The sequence below is a fragment of the Streptomyces sp. NPDC041191 genome (assembly GCF_055591945.1).
The window spans coordinates 295,657-318,781 of the sequence record NZ_JBVIZC010000001.1 but is presented as its reverse complement, the minus strand read 5'-3'; the positions used below and the strand labels follow the sequence as shown (position 1 = coordinate 318,781).

22 protein-coding genes and 1 riboswitch are annotated in these 23,125 nt (G+C 73.6%); of the genes, 9 read left to right on the top strand and 13 right to left on the bottom strand.

All coding sequences use genetic code 11. From position 1 onward, the window contains the following. Positions 1-66 precede the first annotated feature (66 nt). On the bottom strand, positions 67-123 hold the full coding sequence (locus ACZ6AQ_RS01405; RefSeq protein WP_468757054.1) for a trp operon leader peptide: 57 nt from the start codon (positions 121-123) through the stop codon (positions 67-69). Positions 124-213: 90 nt separating this feature from the next. After that, positions 214-3,003 (bottom strand): N-acetylmuramoyl-L-alanine amidase, encoded by a 2,790-nt coding sequence (locus ACZ6AQ_RS01400; protein WP_468756626.1) that lies wholly within the window; start codon positions 3,001-3,003, stop codon positions 214-216. Positions 3,004-3,154: 151 nt separating this feature from the next. Between ACZ6AQ_RS01400 and ACZ6AQ_RS01395 the strand changes: the two genes are divergently transcribed. Both ACZ6AQ_RS01395 and ACZ6AQ_RS01390 read left to right on the top strand, forming a co-directional pair. Continuing rightward, entirely contained in the window at positions 3,155-4,507 is a 1,353-nt protein-coding gene (locus tag ACZ6AQ_RS01395) for a class II 3-deoxy-7-phosphoheptulonate synthase (protein WP_468756624.1), read from the top strand. A 122-nt stretch (positions 4,508-4,629) separates the two neighbouring features. Then, complete coding sequence (locus ACZ6AQ_RS01390) at positions 4,630-4,887, top strand: (2Fe-2S)-binding protein (RefSeq protein WP_468756622.1); 258 nt, start codon at positions 4,630-4,632, stop codon at positions 4,885-4,887. Between the two features lie 42 nt (positions 4,888-4,929). Here ACZ6AQ_RS01390 and bfr read toward each other — a convergent pair whose 3' ends face one another. Further along, on the bottom strand, positions 4,930-5,406 hold the full coding sequence (bfr, locus tag ACZ6AQ_RS01385; RefSeq protein WP_388696593.1) for a bacterioferritin: 477 nt from the start codon (positions 5,404-5,406) through the stop codon (positions 4,930-4,932). A 183-nt stretch (positions 5,407-5,589) separates the two neighbouring features. Between bfr and ACZ6AQ_RS01380 the strand changes: the two genes are divergently transcribed. Continuing rightward, on the top strand, positions 5,590-6,246 hold the full coding sequence (locus ACZ6AQ_RS01380; protein ID WP_468756620.1) for a sulfite oxidase-like oxidoreductase: 657 nt from the start codon (positions 5,590-5,592) through the stop codon (positions 6,244-6,246). 20 nt (positions 6,247-6,266) lie between these two features. On the opposite strand, the gene ACZ6AQ_RS01375 is transcribed toward ACZ6AQ_RS01380, so the two are convergent. The 6 genes from ACZ6AQ_RS01375 to thiO form a co-directional block, all read right to left on the bottom strand. Continuing rightward, entirely contained in the window at positions 6,267-6,890 is a 624-nt protein-coding gene (locus ACZ6AQ_RS01375; RefSeq protein ID WP_468756619.1) for a DUF4396 domain-containing protein, read from the bottom strand. A gap of 68 nt (positions 6,891-6,958) precedes the next feature. Then, a complete protein-coding gene (locus tag ACZ6AQ_RS01370; RefSeq protein ID WP_468756618.1) occupies positions 6,959-7,810 on the bottom strand; it encodes a deoxyribonuclease IV in 852 nt (283 codons plus the stop codon). A gap of 7 nt (positions 7,811-7,817) precedes the next feature. After that, a complete protein-coding gene (gene pknB / locus ACZ6AQ_RS01365; protein WP_468756616.1) occupies positions 7,818-9,770 on the bottom strand; it encodes a Stk1 family PASTA domain-containing Ser/Thr kinase in 1,953 nt (650 codons plus the stop codon). Between the two features lie 88 nt (positions 9,771-9,858). Further along, positions 9,859-10,653, bottom strand: a complete 795-nt coding sequence (locus ACZ6AQ_RS01360) for a thiazole synthase (RefSeq protein ID WP_388696603.1) — start codon at positions 10,651-10,653, stop codon at positions 9,859-9,861. A gap of 5 nt (positions 10,654-10,658) precedes the next feature. Next, the gene (gene thiS / locus ACZ6AQ_RS01355; protein WP_468756615.1) at positions 10,659-10,919 is read right to left on the bottom strand and encodes a sulfur carrier protein ThiS; all 261 of its coding nucleotides are present in this window, start codon (positions 10,917-10,919) and stop codon (positions 10,659-10,661) included. Further along, positions 10,916-12,094 carry a glycine oxidase ThiO gene (thiO, locus tag ACZ6AQ_RS01350; protein WP_468756613.1) on the bottom strand — a complete coding sequence of 393 codons (1,179 nt, stop codon included), beginning with the start codon at positions 12,092-12,094 and terminating at the stop codon, positions 10,916-10,918. The genes thiS and thiO overlap by 4 nt, the downstream gene beginning before the upstream one ends. Continuing rightward, a riboswitch (TPP riboswitch) is annotated at positions 12,092-12,204 on the bottom strand. It overlaps the preceding gene by 3 nt. 93 nt (positions 12,205-12,297) lie before the next feature. Here thiO and ACZ6AQ_RS01345 point away from each other — a divergent pair. The 5 genes from ACZ6AQ_RS01345 (at position 12,298) to ACZ6AQ_RS01325 (ending at position 16,816) form a co-directional block, all read left to right on the top strand. Further along, positions 12,298-13,518, top strand: coding sequence for an NAD(P)/FAD-dependent oxidoreductase (locus ACZ6AQ_RS01345; protein WP_468756611.1), 1,221 nt, complete (start codon positions 12,298-12,300; stop codon positions 13,516-13,518). Positions 13,519-13,620: 102 nt separating this feature from the next. After that, entirely contained in the window at positions 13,621-13,986 is a 366-nt protein-coding gene (locus tag ACZ6AQ_RS01340; protein WP_388696615.1) for an Rv2175c family DNA-binding protein, read from the top strand. Positions 13,987-14,081: 95 nt separating this feature from the next. Then, positions 14,082-14,759, top strand: a complete 678-nt coding sequence (gene thiE / locus ACZ6AQ_RS01335) for a thiamine phosphate synthase (RefSeq protein ID WP_468756609.1) — start codon at positions 14,082-14,084, stop codon at positions 14,757-14,759. Between the two features lie 203 nt (positions 14,760-14,962). Continuing rightward, positions 14,963-15,880 (top strand): methylenetetrahydrofolate reductase [NAD(P)H], encoded by a 918-nt coding sequence (gene metF, locus ACZ6AQ_RS01330; RefSeq protein ID WP_468756608.1) that lies wholly within the window; start codon positions 14,963-14,965, stop codon positions 15,878-15,880. A gap of 54 nt (positions 15,881-15,934) precedes the next feature. After that, on the top strand, positions 15,935-16,816 hold the full coding sequence (locus ACZ6AQ_RS01325) for a hypothetical protein (RefSeq protein WP_468756606.1): 882 nt from the start codon (positions 15,935-15,937) through the stop codon (positions 16,814-16,816). A gap of 22 nt (positions 16,817-16,838) precedes the next feature. Here ACZ6AQ_RS01325 and ACZ6AQ_RS01320 read toward each other — a convergent pair whose 3' ends face one another. The 4 genes from ACZ6AQ_RS01320 to ACZ6AQ_RS01305 all read right to left on the bottom strand — a co-directional run bounded on the left by ACZ6AQ_RS01320 (position 16,839) and on the right by ACZ6AQ_RS01305 (position 22,423). Then, on the bottom strand, positions 16,839-18,275 hold the full coding sequence (locus ACZ6AQ_RS01320) for a phytoene desaturase family protein (RefSeq protein ID WP_468756604.1): 1,437 nt from the start codon (positions 18,273-18,275) through the stop codon (positions 16,839-16,841). 399 nt (positions 18,276-18,674) lie between these two features. After that, on the bottom strand, positions 18,675-19,283 hold the full coding sequence (locus ACZ6AQ_RS01315) for a TetR/AcrR family transcriptional regulator (RefSeq protein ID WP_388691373.1): 609 nt from the start codon (positions 19,281-19,283) through the stop codon (positions 18,675-18,677). Between the two features lie 43 nt (positions 19,284-19,326). Further along, entirely contained in the window at positions 19,327-21,414 is a 2,088-nt protein-coding gene (locus tag ACZ6AQ_RS01310; protein WP_468756602.1) for a YhgE/Pip family protein, read from the bottom strand. Next, the gene (locus ACZ6AQ_RS01305; protein ID WP_468756600.1) at positions 21,386-22,423 is read right to left on the bottom strand and encodes an ATP-binding cassette domain-containing protein; all 1,038 of its coding nucleotides are present in this window, start codon (positions 22,421-22,423) and stop codon (positions 21,386-21,388) included. Before ACZ6AQ_RS01305 ends, ACZ6AQ_RS01310 begins: the two co-directional genes overlap by 29 nt. A 141-nt stretch (positions 22,424-22,564) precedes the next feature. Between ACZ6AQ_RS01305 and ACZ6AQ_RS01300 the strand changes: the two genes are divergently transcribed. Beyond that, positions 22,565-23,083 (top strand): SAV_6107 family HEPN domain-containing protein, encoded by a 519-nt coding sequence (locus ACZ6AQ_RS01300; RefSeq protein WP_468756599.1) that lies wholly within the window; start codon positions 22,565-22,567, stop codon positions 23,081-23,083. Positions 23,084-23,125: the final 42 nt, after the last annotated feature.

Here is a 23,125-nt window from a genome sequence, read left to right as displayed (position 1 = left end):
GAACGGCCCCGGATACGGGAAAGGCCGCCCCTCGGGCGGCCTTCGCGTGTGTCGGTGTACACGCGGTCAGTGGGCCGCCGGATGAGCGGTCCACCACCAGTTCTGGTTCAGGGGCGCGTGCACGTGAGCACTGTAACCCGGCCGGACACGGAAACGGGGCCCCGTCCGCACCGTGGACGGTGCGGACGGGGCCCCGACGGAGCCGTGATCCGATCAGAAGACCATGTTGTAGATCTGCCAGCCGCCGCCGACCTTGACGCGGTCGCCGAACGGCTTGGTCGCGGCGCCCGTGCCGTTGTACAACCACAGGTCGCCGTTGCCGTCACGGCCGATCAGGTCGCCCCGGCCGTCCTTCGTCAGGTCGCTCGGACCGACGACGCTGTTGTACGTCTGCCAGCCCGTGCCGATCCTGACGCGGGGACCGAACGGCACGTCCGCGTTGCCGGTGCCCTTGTACAGCCAGAACGCGCCGGACGGCTCCCGGCCGATGAGGTCGGCCTTGCCGTCACCGGTGAGGTCACCGGTGCTGACGATCATGTTGTACGCCTGCCAGCCCCCGCCGACCCGCAGCCGCGGCCCGAGCGGGGCGCTCGGGTTGCCGGTGCCCGGGTACAGCCAGAGCACGCCCGAGCTCTCCCGGCCGATCACGTCGGGCCTGCCGTCGCCGGTCTGGTCCCGCACGCCGACCACCTGGTTGAAGATCCCCCAGCCGGTGCCCGCCTTCACACGCGGCTTGAACGGCGTCGAGGGGTTCCCGCTGCCCGAGTAGTACCAGAGCGCGCCGCCGGGCTCCCGCGCGATGGCGTCACCCGTGCCGTCGGCCCTGAGCGCGGTCAGGGGCGTGATCAGGTTGTAGGCGCCCCAGCCGCCGCCGACCCGCCACCGTGCCAGGAACGGCGCGCCGGCGCTGCCGGTGCCCTGGTACTGCCAGAGGACGCCGGAGGTGTCACGGGCGAGGAGGTTGTAGCGGTTGTCCGTGGGGACGGGCGTGGCGCCGGGCGCCTCCACGATGTCGGACTGCTTCACCCAGGTGATCTTGTGGTGGAAGCGGATCGGCACGAAGAGCGTGCTGCCGACGACGTTCCTCTGGGCGGAGCCGAACCAGTCGTCGCCCTTCACCGCCGGGCCGGCCTTCACGTACGCCTGGCCGGCGGCGAGCGAGAACTTCGACAGGGGGGCGTTCTCGTCACCGGGGGCCTCGAGACCGGCGGCGGTGTAGGCGGCGGTCTCCGGGAAGGAGCGCCCGAAGACCTTGGCCGAGGTCAGCCCCGACTTCACCTTCACGGTCGTGGCGCCGTTCACCGGCACGGTGTACTGACCGCCCGGGTTCTGGAACCACGCCTTCTGGCCCGCGTACCAGATCGCCGTCCAGTCGTTCCGCGCCTCGGCGACGACGTAGAGACCGCCGGCGCGGACCTTGTTGCCGTAGTTCGACCCCTCGGTCGAGAGGGAGCTGAAGTAGGGGTCCTTCAGCATCGTGGCGGTCGTCGAGGGCGACGTGTACAGGTAGCCGAAGTTCGACGGGCGCGGGGAGGCGGCCGTGCCGCCGACGGTCAGCTTCGGCTGGTTCGCCGTGGTGAACGGCGGGACCACCCGGACCACCTGGCCGGCCCGGAGCAGGCCGCCCGGGCCCTTGTCGCCCTGGGGGGCGCCCAGGAGCGACATGTAGTAGTTCCAGTCCCAGTACGGGCCCGCGTCCCAGTGGAGCTTGTCGAGGCTGCCGTCCGTCTGGAGCGCCACCTCGTCGTGGCCGATGATGTGCTCACGGTCGATCGGCACGCCGTACTTGTTCGCCAGGAACTTCACCAGCGCCGCGGAGGAACGATACTGCGGCTCGGTGTACCAGCTCCCCTCCTTCATGGCGAAGCCCTCGTGCTCCACGCCGATGGCGTGCATGTTGTGCGTCCAGTTGCCCGCGTGCCACGCCAGCTGCTTGTTCTCGAGCATCTGGGTGACCTGACCGTCCGTGGCGCGGATCAGGTAGTGGGCGCTGCCCGGCACGTTCGGGTTGGTGAGCGCGGCGAGCGAGCCGTCGTAGCCGCCCTCGGTGTCGTGGATGACGATCTGGCGGATGTCCACGCCCTGGTTGGGGCGGTCGCCGAGGGTGTAGTTGCGCTTGTTCGGGTTCGCGGGGTCCGTGCGGACCGGCACGAAGTTGCAGTTCAGGCCCGAGGGGCACTCGGGGGCCGGGACGGCCGTGGTGCTCGCGGGGGTCGCGGCCAGCGGCACGTTCGACGGCTTGACCGGCTCGACCGAGGGGTCGGCCGGGAGGGCGACCTGCTCGCCGTCGAGGGTGACCGCCCGCTCGCCCTCCTTGATCGACTCGAAGACGCGCTTCGCGAAGAGGTCGGCGCCCGACTTCTGGGGGGACTGGCTGTAGCGCGCCACGGCCGGGTACCAGTCGCCCGGGTCGTCGGACAGCTCGGCGCCCGCCTGCTTCTGGTACTCGGCGAGCAGCGCGGCGCCGGCCCGGACCGAGGCCGCGGTGTCGTTCTGCACGGTCTCGGTGGAGCTGCCGATCAGCTCGGCGGCCTTGTCCAGGGTGTGGAGCCGGGGGTCGTCGGTGTCGACGACCGTCTTCTCCAGGATGCGGCGGACCTTCTCGCGGTCGAAGGTCTTCTCGACCTCCGGCCGCCCGCTGCCGTTGAAGTGGTCGATCTGCTCGTCGGTGACCTTCCGCTCGACGTCCTCGGGGTCGACCTTCGTGAGCCCCATGACGTTGTACGCGCCGCTCGTGCTCGGCTCGCCGTCGTGCGACTCCCAGCGGGTCTGCTGGTACGACACCGCCATCAGCACGCTCTGCGGCACGTCGAACTCGCGCGCCGCGTTTGCGAACTGGGCCTGGAGGGAAGCGTCCCTCACAGGCCCGTCGCTCCCCGCCGCGCCGAGGAGACCCGGCGAGGCGACCGCGATGGTGCCGATCGTGGCCGTGGCGACGACCGCGGTCGTCGCTCCGTACAGGAGTCGTTTCTTCTTGCGGTCCCTGCGGTGTCCCTGCGTCACGCCCACCCCTGTGTTCGCTGTGATGTTGTGAAACGGGGCTGAGGGTAACACCACCCGACGGCGTGAAGATCGGCGGCGGACATACCGGTCGCCGTCTCAGCCATTGGTCGGTGGGACAGGACCGGACGAAGAACCCCGTAATGTTGTCGGTGTGACCGTGAACGCTGATTCCCACGCCGTCGCCGGGGCGACCTGGCGAGACCTGCCCGCGGCGCAGCAGCCCGAGTACCCCGATGCCGAGGCTCTGCGCGATGTGATCGCGGACCTCGAGTCGTATCCTCCGCTCGTCTTCGCGGGCGAGTGCGACCAGCTGCGCGCCCGGATGGGAGCCGTCGCCCGTGGCGAGGCGTTCCTGCTCCAGGGCGGTGACTGCGCCGAGGCGTTCGACGCCGTGTCCGCCGAGCACATCAGGGCCAAGCTCAAGACGCTGCTCCAGATGAGCGCCGTCCTCACCTACGCGGCCTCGGTGCCCGTGGTGAAGGTCGGCCGCATCGCCGGCCAGTACTCCAAGCCCCGTTCCAAGGGGACCGAGACCCGCGACGGCGTGACCCTGCCGACGTACCGCGGCGACTCCGTCAACGGCTTCGAGTTCAACGAGGCGTCCCGCGTTCCGGACCCCGAGCGCCTGAAGCGGATGTACCACGCCTCCGCCTCCACGCTCAACCTGGTCCGCGCCTTCACCACCGGCGGCTACGCCGACCTGCGCCAGGTGCACGCCTGGAACCAGGACTTCGTGAAGTCGTCCCCGTCGGGCCAGCGCTACGAGGCGCTCGCCCGCGAGATCGACAACGCCCTGAACTTCATGAAGGCGTGCGGCACCGACCCGGCCGAGTTCAAGGCCGTCGAGTTCTACGCCTCCCACGAGGCGCTGCTGCTCGACTACGAGGGCGCCCTGACCCGCACCGACTCGCGCACCGGCAAGCTGTACGACACTTCCGGCCACATGGTCTGGATCGGTGAGCGCACCCGCCAGCTCGACCACGCGCACGTCGAGTTCGCCTCGCGGATCGCCAACCCGATCGGCATCAAGCTGGGTCCGACCACCTCGGTGGACGAGGCCCTGACGTACGTCGACCGCCTCGACCCGGAGCGCGAGCCGGGCCGGCTGACCTTCATCGTCCGCATGGGCGCCGACAAGGTCCGCGACAAGCTCCCCGAGCTGGTCGAGAAGGTCACCGCCTCCGGCGCGGTCGTCGCCTGGGTCACCGACCCGATGCACGGCAACACCTTCGAGGCCGCCTCCGGCCACAAGACGCGCCGCTTCGACGACGTGCTCGACGAGGTCAAGGGCTTCTTCGAGGTCCACAAGGCGCTGGGCACCCACCCCGGCGGCATCCACGTGGAGCTCACCGGCGACGACGTCACCGAGTGCGTGGGAGGCGGCGACGAGATCTTCGTCGACGACCTGCACCAGCGCTACGAGACGGCCTGCGACCCGCGTCTGAACCGCAGCCAGTCGCTCGACCTGGCGTTCCTGGTGGCGGAGATGTACCGCGATCAGTAGGTGCCTTCCTACGACGGCGGGGCGCGGATTCCTGTGATCCGCGCCCCATCGTCGTTTCCGGGCCTTTCACGGCCCCGGCCCGCCGGGTAAGGTTAGGTTAACCTAATGGATCTCGGCGGGAGGTGAGCCGCGTGTACGTCTGCTCATGCTTCGGTGTCACGGAGAAGCAGGTCAGGGCCCACGCGGACGCGGGCGCCTGCACGCCCCGCCAGATCGCCTCCGCCTGCAAGGCCGGCACGGACTGCGGTTCCTGCGTCCGCCGCATCCAGGCCCTCCTCGGACGCGGCGACTGCTCCCGCCGCGCACTCGCGGACCGGGGCGCCCCCGCGTCGGCGGCCGTCACCACCGCGCCCGTCGCCGGATTCGGGGAAGCCGCCTAGGGCGGAAGGCCCGGCCCGGAGGACCGTCCGGCCCGGAAGCGTCTAGCTCGGCTGCTCGATCAGCGTCGAGATGTACAGCGCCTCGCCCAGGGACTCGATCAGTTCGAGCTGCGTGTCCAGGTAGTCGATGTGGTGCTCCTCGTCCGCGAGGATCTCCTCGAAGAGGTTGGCGGACGTGACGTCGCCCTTGGCGCGCATGACCTCGATCCCCCGCCGGAGGCGGTCGATCGCCTCCACCTCGACCTGCCGGTCCGCCTGGAACATCTCGGTGACGGTCTGGCCGACCCGTACGTGGAAGAGCCGCTGGTAGTTGGGCAGGCCGTCGAGCATCAGGATGCGCTCGGTCAGCCTGTCCGCGTGCTTCATCTCGTCGATGGACTCTTCACGGGTGTACTTGGCGAGCTTCGTCCACCCCTTGTTGTCCTGGATGCGGTAGTGCAGCCAGTACTGGTTGACGGCGGTGAGCTCACCGGTCAGCTGCTCGTTCAGGAACTCGAGGACCTCGGGGTCGCCCTGCATCGCAAAGGCTCCTTCCACTTCCACGCTGGGTGTCTACGCCATGACTGGGCAGGATGGCCGCATCCTCGCACCCGTGATGGGGGGCGTCCAGTAAGTGCAGGCTTAGTGGGAGTTGTCCCCGTGGCGGCGCCGGAGAGGTCACCTGGTCGCGACCACCCCTTGCGGTCTGTCACCATGGACGACATGGGTCAGCCGGAGAGCGGAGCACACCGGGAAGAGGGTCGGCCGGATCGTACGCCGGACCTCCCGGCGGATCTTCCGCCGGGGCAGCGGCTCCAACGCGGCTGGCCGGTCACGCACTACGGCCCCGTACCCAAGTTCAAGCCGGACCGCTGGGAGTTCCGGGTCTTCGGCGCGACGGCCGACGGCGACAAGCGGTGCTGGAACCACGAGGAGTTCTCGGCCCTCCCGTTCTCCACGGTCGTGGCCGACCTGCACTGCGTCACCAAGTTCAGCATGATCGGCGCCGAGTGGGGCGGTGTCGCCGCCCGTACGCTCCTGGAGCTGGCCCCGCCCGCGCCCCGGGTCACCCATGTGATGGTCTGGGCCGAGTACGGCTACAGCGCCAACATGCGGCTCGCCGACTTCGCCGCGGAGGGCACGATCTTCGCCACCCACAAGGACGGGGAGCTGCTCACCGCCGAGCACGGCTTCCCGCTGCGGCTGGTCGTCCCGCACCTGTACGCCTGGAAGGGCCCGAAGTGGGTCCGGGGCGTCGAGTACATGACCGCCGACCGGCGGGGGTTCTGGGAGGAGCGCGGCTACCACAACCTCGGTGACCCGTGGCGGGAGCAGCGCTACTCGTACCAGGAGGAGCCCGGGGACGGCCCCGAGCTCTGACCGGGGCCGGACCGGGGCGTTCAATGGTGGTACTGGTGGACCACCGCGTGGCCCTTGCCGCGGCCGATCATCCACTTGTTGACCGGTGTGGTGATCACGAAGGCGGCGGCCAGGGCCAGTGCGAGGGTGATCCAGAAGAGCGGCTCGGAGAGGTGCGCGTCCATGGCGCCGGGCCAGAGGGCGATGACGCCGTTGTCGATGACCTCCATGACGGCGATGGAGAGCGTGTCGGCGGCGAGGGCGACCCGGAAGGCCGTCCGGAAGTCGACGCCGGCGGACAGGATGCCGCGCAGCGTGAGCGCGTAGCCGAAGAAGAAGGCCAGGACGACGGCGAGGATCATCGTCGGCGTGTTGCCCCAGCCGAGCGCGGTCCCGACGACCATGCCGAGGACCTCGCCGATGGCGCAGCCGGTGAGGCAGTGCAGGGTCGCCCTGGCGGCGGCGGACCAGGTGACCCCGCCGGGGGAGCCGTGGTGTCCGTGGCCGCGCCCGGCGTGCGTCCCGTGCTCCGTGTGCTTCTCGTACCCGGAGTGCCCGGAGTGCCCGATGTGCCCGGCGTGTTCTCCGTGCTCGCCGTGCCCGTGTTCTTCGTGCCCGTGCCCGCCGTGCCCGTGCTCGTGACGGGAGTGTGCTTCGTGGCGCATGAGGGGCCCCCAACGTCAGGTGACGGTTCCTGTCGATACAGGAACCGTATACCCCCCAGGGGTATTCCTCAAGGGCGAAGTCCCTTCAGCAGGTCCACGTCCGCCCGGTGCTTCTCCTTGCCGCCGGGCGTCTCGATGACCAGCGGTACCCCCTCCGTCGCCGGGTGGCGCAGCAGCGCCCGGAAGGCGCCCTCACCGATGTGGCCGGAACCGATGTTCGCGTGCCGGTCCTTGTGGGCGCCCACGACGTCCTTCGAGTCGTTGGCGTGGATCAGTTTCAGCCGTCCTTCGCCGACCGTCCCCACCAGCAGGTCGAGCGTCCGCGCCGCTTCCCGCGGGTCCGCCAGGTCGTGCCCGGCCGCGAAGACGTGGCAGGTGTCCAGGCAGACGCCCAGCCGGGGGTGGTGGTCGAGCGCGTCGAAGTACGGGCCGAAGTCCCGGGTCAGCGAGCAGAGCGAGGCGCCCTGGCCGGCGGTCGACTCCAGGAGCAGGTCGGGGTCGTCCGGCCGCGTCAGCTCGTCGAGCAGCGGCAGCAGCCGCTCCCGCACCTGGGCGAGCGCCACCTCGCGCGGGCGGCCCCCGGTCGCGGAGCCGGTGTGCACCACCACGCCCTTCGCGCCGATCTCCCGGGCCCGCCGCAGCGAGTGCCGCAGCGACTCCACCGACCTCTCCGCCGTGGCCTCGGTGTCCGAGCCGAAGTTGATCAGGTACGGGGCGTGGACCCAGGCCGAGATCGAGGCGTCCGCGCACCCGGCCCGGAACCGCTCGTCCTGGACCGGGTTGCCGACCGGGGTGGCCCAGCCGCGCGGGTTGGCAACGAAGACCTGGACGGCCTCGGCGCCGAGGTCACGGGCGTAGGCGAGGCCGGTCCTGGCGAGGCCACCGGCCACCGGGACGTGACCGCCGACGGGATTGCGCATCGGTTCCCTACAGTCCCTTGATCGTGAGGGTGATCGTGGAGCCCTCGGGCGCGGTGGAGCCGCCCTCCACGGACTGGGCCGCGACCGTGTCGCCGAGGTACGGGAAGGTCTTGTCCACCTTCACCTCGAAGCCCGCGTCCTCCAGGGCCGCCCGCGCGTCCGCCGTCGACTCGCCCGTGACGTCCGGGACCTCGACCTGCCGGGGCCCCTTGGAGACGGTGAGGGTGAGGGTGTCGCCCTCGGCGGCGCGGCTGCCCCGCGCGAGGGACTGGGCGGCGACCGTGCCGGCGGCCTCGGGGGAGTGGACCCGTTCCGGGGCGACCCGGACGGTGAGCCCGGCCTCCTGGAGCGCGGCCGTGGCGTCGGGCACGGCGTCGCCGGTGACGTCGGGCACGTCGACGGGCGCCCCCTTGCTGACGACCAGGGCGACGGCCGAGTCCGGACTCCGCTCGGTGCCGGGCTCGGGATCGGAGCCGATCACGGACCCCCGGGCGACGGAGTCGCTGAACTCGCGGGTGACGACGCCCACGACCAGCCCCTCCTTCTCCAGGGCGCGCTTCGCCTCCGCGAGGGGCCTGTCCCGCAGGCGGGGCACCTTCACGATCCGGGGGCCCCGGGAGAGGGTGAGGGTGACCGTGCCGTTGCCCCGCAGGCGCTCGCCGGGGGCGGGATCGGCGGCCATGACGGTGCCGCGCTCGTACACGTCGCTGAAGGCGCGTTCCGTCGTGCCGACCGCCAGGCCGGCGTCGGTGATGCGCTTCGACGCGACGGCCTCGGTCTGGCCGAGGACGGCCGGGACCCGGGTGAACTGGCCGGAATTGATGTACCAGACCCCGGCGCCCAGGCCGAGGGCGAGCAGGACGGCGGCGACGACGAGCAGCGGCCCGCGCGGGGGCCTGCGCCGGCCGGCCGCGGGGGCGGCCGGCGCCCCGGGCACGGGCAGCCGGCTCGTGTGCGACACCTGCCGGTCGACGGCCCCCGCCGGTACGGGCGGGCCGGCCGCGCCGGTGTGCTCCCCGGCGGGCGGCACGGCGCGGGCGATCACGCTCGTGCGGTCCCCGGCGGTGTCCCGGTCGCCGGACAGGGCCCCCGGGGGCGTCGCGTCCAGCTGCTCCTCGCCGAGCGCGGCACGGGCCTCCAGGACCAGGCCGAGCAGGGCGACGGCGTCGTGCGGGCGGGCTTCGGGGTCGCGGGACGCGGCGGCGGCGACCAGTCCGTCCAGCTCCGGGGCGAGCCCGGGGACGGCGGCCGAGGGCGCGGGCACGTCCGTGTTCAGGTGCTGGTGGAGGACCTGGGCGGGGGTGTCGCCGGAGTGGGGCTTGCCGCCGGTCAGCATCTCGTACAGGACGACGCCGCAGGCGTACACGTCGGCGCGGGTGTCGGCGGTGCCGTGTTCGATCTGCTCCGGCGCCAGGTAGGAGACCGTGCCGAGGACCGAGCCGGTGGTGGCGGTCGCCGAGCCCACGGCCCGCACGAGGCCGAAGTCCGCGACCTTCACCCGGCCGTCGTCCCCTATCAGGACGTTCTCCGGCTTCACGTCCCGGTGCACGAACCCGGCCCGGTGGGCGGCGCCGAGCGCGGCGAGCACCGGCTCCAGGATGTCGAGGGCCGCGCGGGGCGGGAGGGCGCCGCGCTCGCGCAGCACGTCGCGGAGGGTGCAGCCGGCGACGTACTCCATCGCCAGGTAGACGTACGCGCCCTCGGCGCCCTGGTCGAAGACGCCGACCACGTTGGGGTGGGCGAGCCGGGCGACGGACTTCGCCTCGCGGATGAACCGCTCGACGAAGGCGGCGTCCGCCGCCAGCTGCGGGTGCATCACCTTGAGCGCGAGGACGCGGTCGAGGCGGGTGTCGAGGGCCCGGTAGACCGTGGCCATCCCGCCGACGGCGATGCGCGCGTCGACGCGGTAGCGGCCGTCGAGCAGCCGCCCGACGAGGGGGTCCTGAAGGGTCGTGTCCACGGCGTCGAGTCTACGAGCCGCGGACGGGCGCCCCGCCCGGTCGTCCCGCACCGCAGCAGACCTGTGACGTGCGGCGGGGCGCCCGTCCTCAGAACGCCGGGCGCTCCGGGTCCAGGTGCGCGAGGCCCTCCGCCGGGGACGACGCCTCCGCGAAGTGGCGGCGCGGGATGCGGCCCGCCCGGTGGGCGAGCCGGCCCGCCTCGACCGCGTGCCGCATCGCCGAGGCCATGAGGACCGGCTCCCGCGCCCGGGTCACCGCCGACGCCAGCATGACCGCCGCGCACCCCAGCTCCATCGCGAGGGCCGCGTCCGACGCCGTGCCGGCCCCCGCGTCCAGGATCACCGGCACCCCGGCCCGCTCCGTGATCAGCCGGAAGTTGTGCGGGTTGCGGATGCCGAGCCCGGAGCCGATGGGGGAACCGAGCGGCATGATCGCCGCGCACCCCACGTCCTCCAGCTTCCGGGCGAGGACCGGGTCGTCGTTGGTGTACGGCAGGACGGTGAAGCCCTCGTCCACCAGGGTCTCCGCCGCGTTCAGGAGCTCCTCCCCGTCGGGCAGCAGGGTCCGCTCGTCGGCGACGACCTCCAGCTTGACCCAGTCGGTGCCGAGCGCCTCGCGGGCGAGCCGGGCGGTCAGGACGGCCTCCCCGGCCGTGAAGCAGCCCGCCGTGTTGGGCAGGACCCGGATGCCGAGCCGTTCCAGGACGGAGAGGACCGAGCCCCGCACGGTCGGGTCCAGGCGCCGCATGGCGACCGTGGTCAGCTCCGTGCCGCTGGCGACCAGGGAGCGCTCCAGGACGTCGAGGCTGGGCGCCCCGCCGGTCCCCATGATCAGGCGGGAGGAGAACTCCGCGCCGCCGAGGACGAACACGTCGTCGGACATCGCGCTCAGCCCCCCTGCACCGCGGTGAGGATCTCCACCCGGTCCCCGTCGCCCAGGGGCGTCGAGGCCCACTCGCCGCGCGGCACGACCACCTCGTTGACGGCGGCGGCGACGCCCGAGCGGGCGGTGGTGAGGGTCGCGACGAGGGCGTCGAGGGAGACGGGGCCGGACAGTGCGCGCGGCTCCCCGTTCACGAACACGTTCACGCACGCGTTCGCGGACACGTCGGCGGGCCTGCGCGCGGGTACGTCGGCGGGCACGTTCATACGGGCTGCTCCTGTCGTACGGGAGGGGCGGGGGAGAAGCGGCGGGGGGAGAAGGGGCGCGCCTCGTCCGGCAGCACGCCCGTGGTGAGCACGTCCGCCAGGACGTCGCCGGTGACCGGGGCGAGCAGCACCCCGTTGCGGTGGTGCCCGGTGGCCAGGTGCAGGCCGGGCAGGGCACTGGGGCCCAGCAGCGGCGCGTTGTCCGGGGAGCCGGGGCGCAGCCCGGCCAGGGTCTCGGTGAGCGGCAGCTCGGTGATCCCGGGGACCAGCTCGTGGGCGTCGCGCAGCAGCTCGTACACCCCGCCCGCCGTCACGGTCGTGTCCCAGCCCAGCTCCTCGCTGGTGGCACCGACGACCAGCTCGCCGTTCTCGCGGGGCACCAGGTAGACCTGGCTGCCGCGCACGACGGCCCGGACGGTCCGGGAGAGGAAGGGGGCGTACGCGGGCGGCACCCGCAGCCGCAGGACCTGCCCCTTCACGGGCCGTACGGGCGGCAGCACCTCCTCCGGCACCCCCGCGAGCCGTCCGCTGAGACTGCCCGCCGCGAGCACGGTCTGCCCGGCGGCCACCTCCTCGCCCCCGGCGAGGAGGGCGCCCCGCGCCCGGCCCCGCACCACCGTCAGGCGTTCCGCGAGGGCCCGGTGGAAGACCACCCCGGCCCGCTCGCAGGCGACGACGAGGGCGGCGGCGAGCCGGCGCGGGTCCACCTGGTGGTCGCCGTCGGCCCGGAGGCCGCCGCGCACCCCGGGCGCCAGCATCGGTTCGAGGCGGCGGCACTCGCGGCCGCTCAGCCACTCCGAGGCGAGTCCGCAGCGGGACTGGAGGGCGTGCAGTTCGCGCAGGTGCGCCCGGTCGTCGGCGTCGAGGGCGACGGCGAGGGTGCCGCAGGCGCGGTGGCCCACGTCGAGGCCGGTGGCCTCCTCCAGCTCGGCGACGAAGGCCGGGTAGCGCGCGGCGGAGGCGAGGTTGAGACCGAGCAGGGTCTCCTCGCCGTGGTGCAGCTCGGTGACGGCGGCGAGCATCCCGGCCGCGACCCGCGCGGCCCCGCCGCCCGGCTCGGGGTCGGCGACGGCGACGCGCAGTCCGCGCAGCGCGGCCCGCCAGGCCGTGACCAGGCCGATGACACCGCCCCCGACCACGAGGACGTCGGCCCCTCGGGCCCCGGAAGAACGCATGGGCGTCCAGCCCCTCCCTTCGCCGGCATGACCCGGATCAGGTTCGTACGGTCGGAGGCCGCCCAGCCTCCCTCTCAGTCCGGTGCGTCCGGACTCCCGCGAGTGCCTTACGCCCGCCAGACTAGCTTCCGCCCGGTCCCCGCCACGAGGGGGCCACCGCCACCCCCTGCCCTGACGCTCCGTCAGGTGCGTAAGGTGGACGGGTGAGCGAGCAGCAGCAGACCCAGCGGCAGGTCGTGGTCGTCGGCGCCGGAATGGCGGGCGTGCAGACCGCCGTCGCCCTGCGGGAACAGGGCTTCACCGGCCCCGTCACCCTCATCGGGGCCGAACCCCACCAGCCCTACGACCGGCCCCCGCTCTCCAAGGCGGTCCTCCTCGGAAAGGCCGAGGGCTCCGCCTTCGAGGTCGACTTCGAGGCGCTGGACGTCGAACTCCGGCTCGGCGTCGCCGTCACCGGACTGCGCGCCGCCGACCACGAGATCGACACCGGGGCCGGACCCGTCCCGTACGACACCCTGGTGATCGCCACCGGTGCCCACCCGGTCACCCTGCCCGGCTCCGAGGGCGTCCCCGGCGTCCACCTGCTCCGCACCCTGGACGACGCCGTGCGCCTCGGTGCCGTCCTGGAGCACCGCCGCTCCGTCGTGGTCGTCGGCGCCGGCTGGATCGGCGCCGAGTTCGCCACCGCCGCGCTCGGCGCCGGCTGCGCCGTCACCGTCCTGGAAGCCGCGGACCTGCCCCTCGCCGGCACCCTGCCCGCCGAGGTCGCCGCCCCCATGGCCGAGTGGTACGGACGGAGCGGCGCCGAACTCCTCACCGGCGCACGCGTGGCGACCGTCGAACCCGGCCGCGTCGTCCTCGCCGACGGCCGCGAACTGCCCGCCGGGGCCGTCGTCGTCGGCATCGGCGCGCGCCCGGCCACCGACTGGCTCGCCGGCTCCGGCATCGCTCTCGGCCCGGACGGCGCCGTCGCCGCCGACGACCGGCTGCGCACCTCCCTGCCCGACGTGTACGCGGTGGGGGACTGCGCCTCCTTCCCCTCCGCCCGCTACGGCGAACGGCTCCTCGTCCACCACTGGGACAACGCCCTCCAGGGGCCCCGCGCGGTCGCCGCGGCGATCACGGGCGCCGGCACCGGACCGTACGACCCCGTGCCGTACTTCTGGTCCGAGCAGTTCGGGCGCTTCGTCCAGTACGCCGGGCACCACGCGGGCGCGGACGAGTTGCTGTGGCGCGGCGACCCGGCGGACGAGGCGTGGTCGGTGCTCTGGCTGCGCGCCGGGGTGCCGGTGGCGCTCCTCGCGGTCGGGCGCCCCCGCGACCTGGCCCAGGGCCGGAAGCTGATCGAGGCCGCCGTCCCGGTCGACCCGGCCCTGGCGGCCGACCCGTCCGTACCGCTGAAGGCGGCCGTCCGGGCGGCGTGAGGGCCGCGTTCCGGCAGGTCCGGGGGCGTTCCCGTCCCCCTGAAGGCGGCAGTCCGGCGGACCCGACTACCGGCTGTCGGTCCGGGATGGCAGGCTTGTCCCGTGACCGAGATTGACGCAAAGATCGATGCTCTCGTCCCCGCCTGGCTCTACCTGCCCGACATCGCGGAGATGCTCGATGTCGAGGTGACGCGCGTGCGGCAGATGGTCAAGGAGGGCCAGCTCGTCGCCGTGCGCCGCGGAGAGAACAACGCACTTCAGGTGCCCGCCGCCTTCATCCAGGGCGACAAGATCGTCAAGGGCCTCGTCGGGACCCTGACGCTGCTGCGGGACGACGGCTTCACCGACGAGGAGATGCTGGAGTGGCTGTTCACTCCGGACGAGAGCCTGCCGGGCACGCCCGCGCAGGCCCTCGGCGAGAACCGCGGCACGGAGGTGAAGCGCCGCGCCCAGGCGCTCGCCGTCTGACGCGGACACCGAAGACACCACCAGCCGGCGTCGCGGCGGCCGGTCCCCACGGACCGGCCGCCGCGACGCCGGCGACAACGACGGGGGACCCCCGCATGACCGCGCCCGCGCCCATACCCACGCTCACACTCCGTGAGCGGCTCGCCGACGCCCGGCTCTACCTGTGCACCGACGCCCGCAGACGCCAGGGCGACCTGCCGGACTTCCTCGACGCCGTGCTCTCCTCCGGCGTGGACGTCGTGCAGCTGCGCGACAAGGGCATGGAGGCCGCCGAGGAGCTGGACCACCTCGCCGTTTTCGCCGACGCCGCTCGCCGGCACGGCGCACTCCTCGCCGTGAACGACCGGGCCGACGTCGCCCACGCCACCGGCTCCGACGTCCTCCACCTCGGCCAGGGCGACCTGCCCGTCCCCGCCGCCCGCGCGATCCTCGGCGACGGGGTCCTGATCGGCCGCTCCTGCCACGCCGAGGCCGAGGTCGCCGCGGCGGCGGCCGAACCGGGCGTGGACTACTTCTGCACCGGGCCCTGCTGGCCCACCCCCACCAAGCCCGGACGGCACGCGCCGGGGCTCGGCCTCGTGCGGTACGCGGCCGGCCTGGCCCAGGACCGGCCCTGGTTCGCGATCGGCGGCATCGACGAGTCGAATCTGGACGAGGTCCTGGACGCCGGCGCCCGCCGGATCGTCGTCGTCCGGGCGATCACCGAGGCCGACGACCCGGCCGCCGCGACCGCCGCCCTCGCCGAGCGGGTCCGCGAGCGCGCGGACGCCTGAGCCCGGCCGGGCACGGGAGGCCCCGGTCCGGCCGGGGGAGCGGGACACCCGGGACCGGCCGGAACCGGACGCGCCCGGACCGGGGACCGGAGCGCCCCGGCGGTCTCCGGGAGCGGCCCCGGGCCTCCGCCGCGTGTCCGAAAAGCTGTCCAGTACGCGGACGCCGGGTACGCGGCCCGTCGCCCCCCGTCTAACCTGCCCGTATGGCCCTTGGTACCGCTTCCGTCCGTTCGGACCGCGCGCGCACGGTCCGCGAGATCCTCGCCTCCGGCGGCACGTCGTACTCCTTCGAGTTCTACGCGCCCCGGACCGAGAAGGGCGAACGGGCCCTCTGGAACACCATGCGCCGCGTCGAGGCGGTCGGCCCCAGCTTCGTCTCCGTGACCTACGGCGCCGGCGGCTCCACCCGGGGCGGCACCGTCAGGGCCACCCAGAAGATCGCCTCCGACACCACCCTCACCCCCGTCGCGCACCTCACCGCCGTCGACCACTCCGTCGCCGAACTGCGCAACGTCCTCGGCCAGTACGCCGACGCCGGCATCCGCAACATGCTCGCCGTCCGCGGCGACCCGCCCGGCGACCCGCTGGGCGAGTGGGTCGAGCACCCGGAGGGGGTCCGGTACGCCGCCGACCTGGTCCGGCTGATCAAGGAGTCGGGAGACTTCTGCGTCGGCGTCGCCGCCTTCCCGGAGATGCACCCCCGCTCCACCGACTGGGACACCGACGTCCGGCACTTCGTGGACAAGTGCCGCGCGGGCGCCGACTACGCCATCACCCAGATGTTCTTCGACCCGGAGAACTACCTGCGGCTGCGCGACAGCGTGGCGAAGACGGGCTGCGAAACCCCGATCATCCCCGAGGTCATGCCCGTCGTGAACGTCAAGACCCTCGGCCGGCTGCCCCAGTTGAGCAACGCCGCGTTCCCGGCGCGCGTGAAAGACCGCATCCACGCCGTCAAGGACGATCCCGCCGCTGTACGCTCCATCGGTATCGAGTTCGCGACGGAGTTCTGCGCGCGTCTGCTGTCCGAGGGCGTCCCCGGACTGCACTTCATCACGCTCAACAACTCCACCGCGACGCTCGAGATCTACGAGAATCTCGGACTGCACCAGCAGTCGTGACCGGTCGTACCCGCCCCGACCCGCGGCGGTGACCGTGGAGAGGGGCGGCGGGGCATGGGGTGGACGGTCCTCTACATCGCGTTCGGCGTGGTCGCGCTGTGGCTGCTGGGGGAGGTGCTCCTCCAGTACAAGGCGCGGCTGCGCTGGCGCCTGCTCGCCTTCTGCGGCTTCCTCGGCGTGGTCCTCGGCGTCCTGGCCCCCTCGGTCCCGGTGATCATCGCCGGCGCGGTCGCCTTCGCCGTCGGCCAGACCTGTGTGACGCTCTCGTTCCGCCGCGGCTTCTCCACGGGCTGGGCGATCGGCGGCAACCCCGGGGCGAGCCGCCGCCGCCGGTCCGGCGCGCCGGACCGGTCCGGTCCCACCCTGGAGGTCACCGGGCTCGCGTACGGCACCGAGAACCCCGAAGACGCGAGGGACGCAAGGAACCCCGAGGAGGCCGGGGACGCGGCAGGCACCGGGCACGGACCGGAGGCGTATCCGGAGACGGCCCTCGGGACCACGGCGGTCCACGAGCCCCTGCCGGTACCCGGCGACACCGGCCGGTACGGGGTCCACGACGCCGGCCACCACGCCGCCGACACCGGATACGACCCGCTCCACGACCCCTACGGGCAGGGACACGCGCCGGAGCACGGGGCGGTGTACCAGCCCGGGTACGGGGCCGGGTACGAGCAGCCCGCCCCCCAGCAGGCGTACGACTACGGCGGCGCCGGACAGCAGCAGTACGCCGCCTACTCCGACCCGTACATCGGTCCGGGCACGGACGGCCAGCAGTACACCTCGTACTACGGCGACCCCTCCGCGCCCTCGTACGCCTACGACACCCCGCCCGGCGGGGTCTGGGTCCCGCAGCAGCGCGACACCGAGCCGGAGCCGCGGGTCCCCGGCCCGTACGGCCACGAGCCGCACCCGGACGACCGGCAGTACCGCCACTGAGGCGCACGGGACCTCCGGGGGCTCACCGCGAGCCGCGGAAGTCCGTGCCCTCCACGATCAGCCCCGCCACCAGCGCGCCCGACATGCCCGCGTGGGCGAGCCCGCCGCCCGGGTGCGACCAGCCGCCGGCGAAGTGGAGGCCGGGGAGCGGCGTGCGGTTGGCGGCCGGGAGCAGCCGGCCCCCGGCCCCGGCGAGCGCCGGGCCCGGCACCTCGGCCGATCCGGTGTCCCGCCGTACGTCCTCGGGGGTGCGGACGTGCCGCCACAGCAGCCGTTCGCGCAGGTCCGGCACCGCCCGCCCGGCCGCCTCCACCATCCGGCCGGCGAAGGACTCCCAGTCCTGGCCGGGCCCGGTCCGCACGGTCGCCGTCACCGTCACCGACTCGTGGTCCGCGTCCGGGCGCAGCGCCGGGTCGTCCGGCCGCAGCACGGTCACCGGGGGCCGGCCGCCCTCCGCGTGGACGACGGTCCGGTGGACCGCGTCCGCCTCCCGGGCCCCGCGCAGGGCCAGACAGACCGTCACCCGGCCGGTGCCGAGGTCCTGGAAGCGCGGCACGTCGCCGTCGCTCCGCTCCCACGCGACGACGTGCTCGCGGTGGAGCGCGGGCACCGGCGCCCCGGAGACCACGTGGTCGGCCGCCACCTCCTCGCCCCCGGCCAGCCGCACGCCGGCCGCCCGGCCGTCCTCCTCCAGGACGTCCACCACCGGCGCGTCGAAGACGAACTCCACCCGCCGCTTCCGGCACCGCTCGTACACCGCGTCGGCGAGCGCGCGCAGGCCCCCGGCCACGTACCAGCTGCCGAAGGTCTGCTCCATGTACGGCAGGACGGCGGCCGAGGCCGGGACCGTCGCCGGGTCGAAGCCGTACGACCACGCGTACGCGTCGAGGAGGGCGGCGAGCCGGGGATCGCGCAGCTCCCGCGCCCCCACCTGCGCCAGCGTCGTCGTCGGGCGCCGCAGCAGGCCGGCCCTCGGGGCCGGGTAGGGCTCGCGGGCGAGCGGCGCCGGATCGGCCGGCTGCGGCTCCTCCAGGAGGGGCCGGCGGGTGCGGTCCCACGCCTCGCGGGCCCGCGTCAGGAAGTCGCCCCAGCGCTCGCCCGCGCCCGCGCCGAGCGCCGCGTCCAGGGCGGCGACCGTGCCGGCCCGGGAGGCGTTCGGCAGGTCCACGCGCGTGCCGTCGGCGAAGACGTGACGACCCGCCGGATCGACCTGCGTCAGCGCGACGCACTCCTCCAGGGGCTCCTTGCCCGTCTTCACGAACAGGTCCCGGTACACGGCGGGCAGGTGCAGCAGTCCCGGACCCGTGTCGAAGGCGAAGCCGTCGCGCGCGAACCGGCCCACCGCGCCGCCGTACGTCGCCCCCCGCTCGTACACCGTCACCCGGTGGCCCGCCACCGCCAGCCGGGCCGCCGCCGCCATGGCGCCGAGTCCCGCGCCGATCACCACAATCCGTGCCATGCCGGCGAGCCTATCCGGCCCCCGCGGCGCCGCCGGCCGCGCGGGGAGGAGCCGGGAACGGTGCGGACACGCCCGCGATCGGCACCAGGACTGAGTACCCGTACCCAGACGCCGGGATGAGTAGGCGCACGGATGGGCCCGGCACGCTCCGGACGGGAGAGTGGAGTCCACGGAAAGGGGCGCGGCCCCGGACCGCCGGCACGGGGCGGCGGAACGGGACCGCGCGCCTCACCGGTACGGGGGTGCGTGAAAGGCCGGTGCGGCGAGGCTCGGGGGGATCGAGCTTCTCCGCACCGGCTTCTCCGCGTCCTCGCGCGCACGGCTGTCCGGCGGACGGGCTCCACCGCGTGCGGGAGCCCTACCGCGTGCGCGAGCGGGCCTTGCCGTGCGCGCGCCGCGTCAGCGGCCGCCCACCCGGCCGTGGAGGAGGCGGGAGAGCGCCGCGTGGACGTCGTCGAGCGAACGCTCGCTCTGGAACGCCTGCCAGTCGAGCGCCGCCACGAGGACCATGCCCACGAGCGCCGCCGCCGTCAGCTGGACGTCGATCTCCTCGTTCAGCTCCCCGGCCGCGATCCCCTCGCGCAGGACGCCCTCGACCACCGCGACCGCCTCCTGGCGGACCACCAGGAGCGTGGAGTTCCAGGCCCGGTTGGTGCGCCAGAGTTCGGCCACGTACAGCTGGGTGAAGGCCGGATAGCGGTCGATGAAGACCAGGCCCGCCCGGATCATCGCGTCCAGCGCGTCGACCCGGCTCCCGCCGCGCGCGGCGGTCTCCTCGGCCGCCGTGCGCAGGGAGGCGGCGAGCAGCGACACGCCGTGCCGCAGCAGCTCCTCGAAGAGCTCGGTCTTGCTCTTGAAGTTGTAGTAGACCGTGCCCTTGGCCACGCCCGCCCGCTCGGCGATCTCGTCCACCGTCGTCGCGGAGAAGCCCTGTTCCGCGATGAGGGTGACGGCCGCCTCGTAGAGCTTCGCGCGCGTGGCCCGGCGTCGGGTGCTGCTGCTGTCCATGGGGTCGATTCTCACAGGTGTGACGGACGGCACCGGTCCCGCCTCACAGGGTCAGTTCGGGGTGGAGCCGGTCCAGCGTCCAGACCTGGCGCTTGCGGGCCGAGAGGGCCGTCAGGGCCAGCGCGCCCGCGGTGAAGGCGACCAGGACCGCGCACGCCTGCCAGACGGGCTCGGTCCCGCCGCCCGTGATCAGCCGGCGCAGCGCCTCGACCACGTAGGTCATCGGCAGGAAGGAGTGGACGGCGTTGAAGAAGGCCGGACTGGTCTGTACGGGGTACGTGCCGCCCGCCGAGGTGAGCTGGAGCATCAGGAGCGCGAGCACCAGGATGCGTCCCGCCGCGCCGAAACGGGCGTTCAGCCACTGCACGATCGCGGTGAAGCAGCAGGTGACCAGGGTGAGGAAGCCGACCGTTCCGGCGGCCCGCGCCATCTGGAGGCCGAGCCCCCAGTGCAGCACCGACATCAGGGCCGCGACCTGGAGGACGCCGATCGCCGCCACCGGCAGCCAGCCCGCGAACGCGATCCGCCAGGCGGAGCCGCCCGCCGCGAGGGCGCGCCGGTTCAACGGCTGGATGATCATGTACGCGACCATCGCGCCGACCCAGAGGGAGAGCGGGATGAAGTACGGGGCGAAACCGGTGCCGTAGTTCGGCGCCTTGTGCATCGACTGGGAGGCGAGCCGCACCGGGTCGGCCATGACCTCCGTGCGCCGCTCGCGGTCCTGCTGGTCGTAGTCCGGTATCCGGCCGACGCCGTCGCGCAGCCCGCCGGCCAGCTCCCCGGAGCCGTCGGCCAGCTTGAACAGACCGCCGTCCAGGTCGCTCGCGCCCTTCCTGAGCTTGCCGATCCCGGTGTCGAGCTTCACCGAACCGCTCTTCGCCCCGGTGATGCCGGTGTGCAGCTTGTCCGCGCCCGCCGCGACCTTCTTGGCGCCCGCGTTGAGCTCGTTGATCTTCCGGACGGCGCTCTCGACGTCCTCGTCCAGGTGCGGCGCGCGGGCGGCCAGCTCGTCGGCCTGCTTCTTGAGCGTGACGAGCCGCGCGTCCAGGGTCTTCAGGTCGCCCCCGCTGTCCTTGGTCAGCTCGTGCACGTCGTCCGCGACGGCGGCCACGTCGTCGGCGGTGACCGCGGCCCTCTTCAGGACCTCGCACGTCCGGGCGTCCGGCGCCGGGTTCTCCAGGCACGCCTCGCGGTGCAGCGCGGTCATGTCGGTGTCGGCCTTGTGGGCGGCGGTGCGGACCAGCGGGGCCCGCTCGACCAGGACGTCGAGGTTGTGGCGGACGGCGGTGGCCGAGTCGGAGACCAGCCGCGCGGTGTCGCGGATCGACCTGCCGTTGTTCGCCAGGTAGGGGCGGATCTTGTCGGCGGTGCCGTTCACCTTGTCGGCGAGGGCCTGGGTGCCGTCGGCGACCTTGCGGGAGCCGCTCTCCAGGTCCTTGGCGCCCTTGTCGAGCTTCTTCAGGCCGGCGGCCAGGTCGCCGCTGCCGGTCTTCGCGTTCGTGAGGCCGTTCTCCAGGCTCTCGGAGCCCTTCTTCGCCTTGTCCACGCCCTGCTTCAGGTCGGCCGCGCCCTTGGCGGCCTTCTCGGTGGCGTCGTGGATGTCGGAGAAGGAGATGAAGATCTTGTCGAGGAAGGTGCGCGAGGACTTGGTCGAGGCCGCGCTGCGCACCTCGGCGAAGACGGTCCGGGAGATCTGGCCGACGATGTAGTTGTTGGCGTCGTTCGTCCGCACCCGCAGGGCCCCGGTCTCGGGGGAGTCGCCGGAGCTGGAGGCGATGCGGGAGCTGAAGTCGCGGGGCATCGTCAGGGACAGGTAGTACTTCCCGTCCTCGACGCCCCGGCGCGCCTCCGCGTCGCTCACCCGGTGCCACTCGAAGGTCCTGCTCTCCAGGAGGCCCTTGGTGAGTTCGTCGCCGGCGTTGACCGCCCTGCCGTCGGCGGTGGCCCCCCGGTCCTCGTTGACCAGGGCCACGGGGATCCTGTCGAGCCTGCTGTACGGGTCCCAGAACGAGTACAGGTAGAGGGCGCCGTAGAGCAGGGGCAGCAGCAGGATCGCGACGAGCGCGGCGCGCGGCAGCTTCCCCCTGCCGAAGCGCCTCAGCTCAAGCGCGGCCAGTTTCGGCGAGCGCATCGGCCGCCCCCTCCTCGGTCGTGGACGCGGTGGTGTCCGTCTCGGTGCGGTCGGTTCCGGTCTCCCCGTCCGCGGGGTTCCCGGCGGCGGCGCTTTTGGCCGCGGTGGTCTTCGGCCGGGCGCTTCCGGTGTCCCCGGACGCGGCGGCTCCGGGCTTCGCGTCCCCGGGCCCGGCGCCGGGGGAGGCCGCCGCCTCCACGGGCCCCTCCGGCTCCTCCGCCGTCACCGCTGCGTCCTCCTCCTCCTCCTCCTTCTCCTTTTCCGGCGTCTCTTCCGGTACGGGGAGGGTGCGGACCCGCAGGGCGTCCGCGGGGGACTCGCTGCAGACGGCGAGGACGGTCGTCCCGGACGCGGCCAGGGAGCGCAGGAGCGCCCATGTCCCGGCCCGGTCGGCGTCCGAGAGCTTCAGGTCGACGTCGTCCACGGCGAGCAGCCGGGGGCGGCCGATCAGGGCGAGGGCGAGGGAGAGCCGCAGCGCCGCCGGCCGCTCCAGGTCCCGCACGGCGGTCCGCTCGCCCCTGGGCAGGGCGTCGAGGTCGAGCCCCGCGCCGGCCACGGCCTCCGCGATCCGGGTCCGGGCCTCCGCCGCCCGCGTACCGGGGCGCCGCAGGAGCGACCGTACGGAACCGTCGAAGCGGCGCTGGAGCAGCGCCCGCTCGCGCAGGTGCTCGGCGACCGTGAGGGCGGGGTCCAGCTCGTTGACGCCGAACACCTGGCCCAGCGCGCTGATCCGGCGCACCGCGGCCATCTTCCGGGGCAGGGGGAGGCCGCCGACCTCGGCGCGCCCCTCCGCGGCCTTCATCCGGCCGGTGAGCGCGAGGAGCAGACAGGTGCGCCCCGAGCCCGACGGTCCCTCGATCGCCACCAGCGCGCCCGGCTCCGCCCGGAAGGAGACCTCCCGGAAGGCCCAGCCCCGGGGCCCCTTCACTCCGAAGCCGTCCGCGACGACGGCGGCGCCGTGCGGCCGCCGCCCGGTTTCCGCGTCCACGGACCCACCCCCATTCCCCATTTTTGAACTGACCAGTCAGTGCAAAAGCTACCCCTGAGCCAGAGCCTTCGCAAAAGAGCAGGTCAGCGTGATTGTCAGTGGCAGTGGGCACGATGAACACATACGGCAGCAGTGCCGTCACGCGACGACAGGAGGCTCGTCATGGCACGTCCATCCGCAGCAGCCACGCCCCGGCGCCACCACGTCCCCGCGCACTCCGGACCCGCGTCCGACATCCACCCCGTCTCCCGCCGCACCGCCGCCCCGCCCGCCGCCCTCGACCTCCTCGCCAAGGCCCGCGCCGGGCTCGACGAGGCCGCCGCGCTCGACCGCCCCCACGAGCGGTACGCCACCGCCCACCTCGCCGCCCTGCGCGCGGCCGCCGCCGTGCTCGCCGCCCGGGGCAGGCCCGAGAGCGGCTCCCCCCGGCGGGAGCGGATACGCAGCGCCTGGGAGCTCCTGGCCGAACTGGCGCCCGAGCTGGCCGAGTGGGGCGACCACTTCGCCGCCGGCGCACCGCGCAGGGCCCGCGCCGAGGCGGGCATCACGAGCGCCGTCACCCGGCGGGAGGCCGAGGACCTCCTCCGGGACGCCGCGCACTTCCTGCGGCTGGTCGAGCGCCTGCTCGCCCTCCGGCCGGTGCGGCCCCGCGACCCTGCGGACGGCGGCACGGACGGGTGATCCGAAAGGCGGGACCGAGGCCATAGGGTGGGGAGGTCCGTA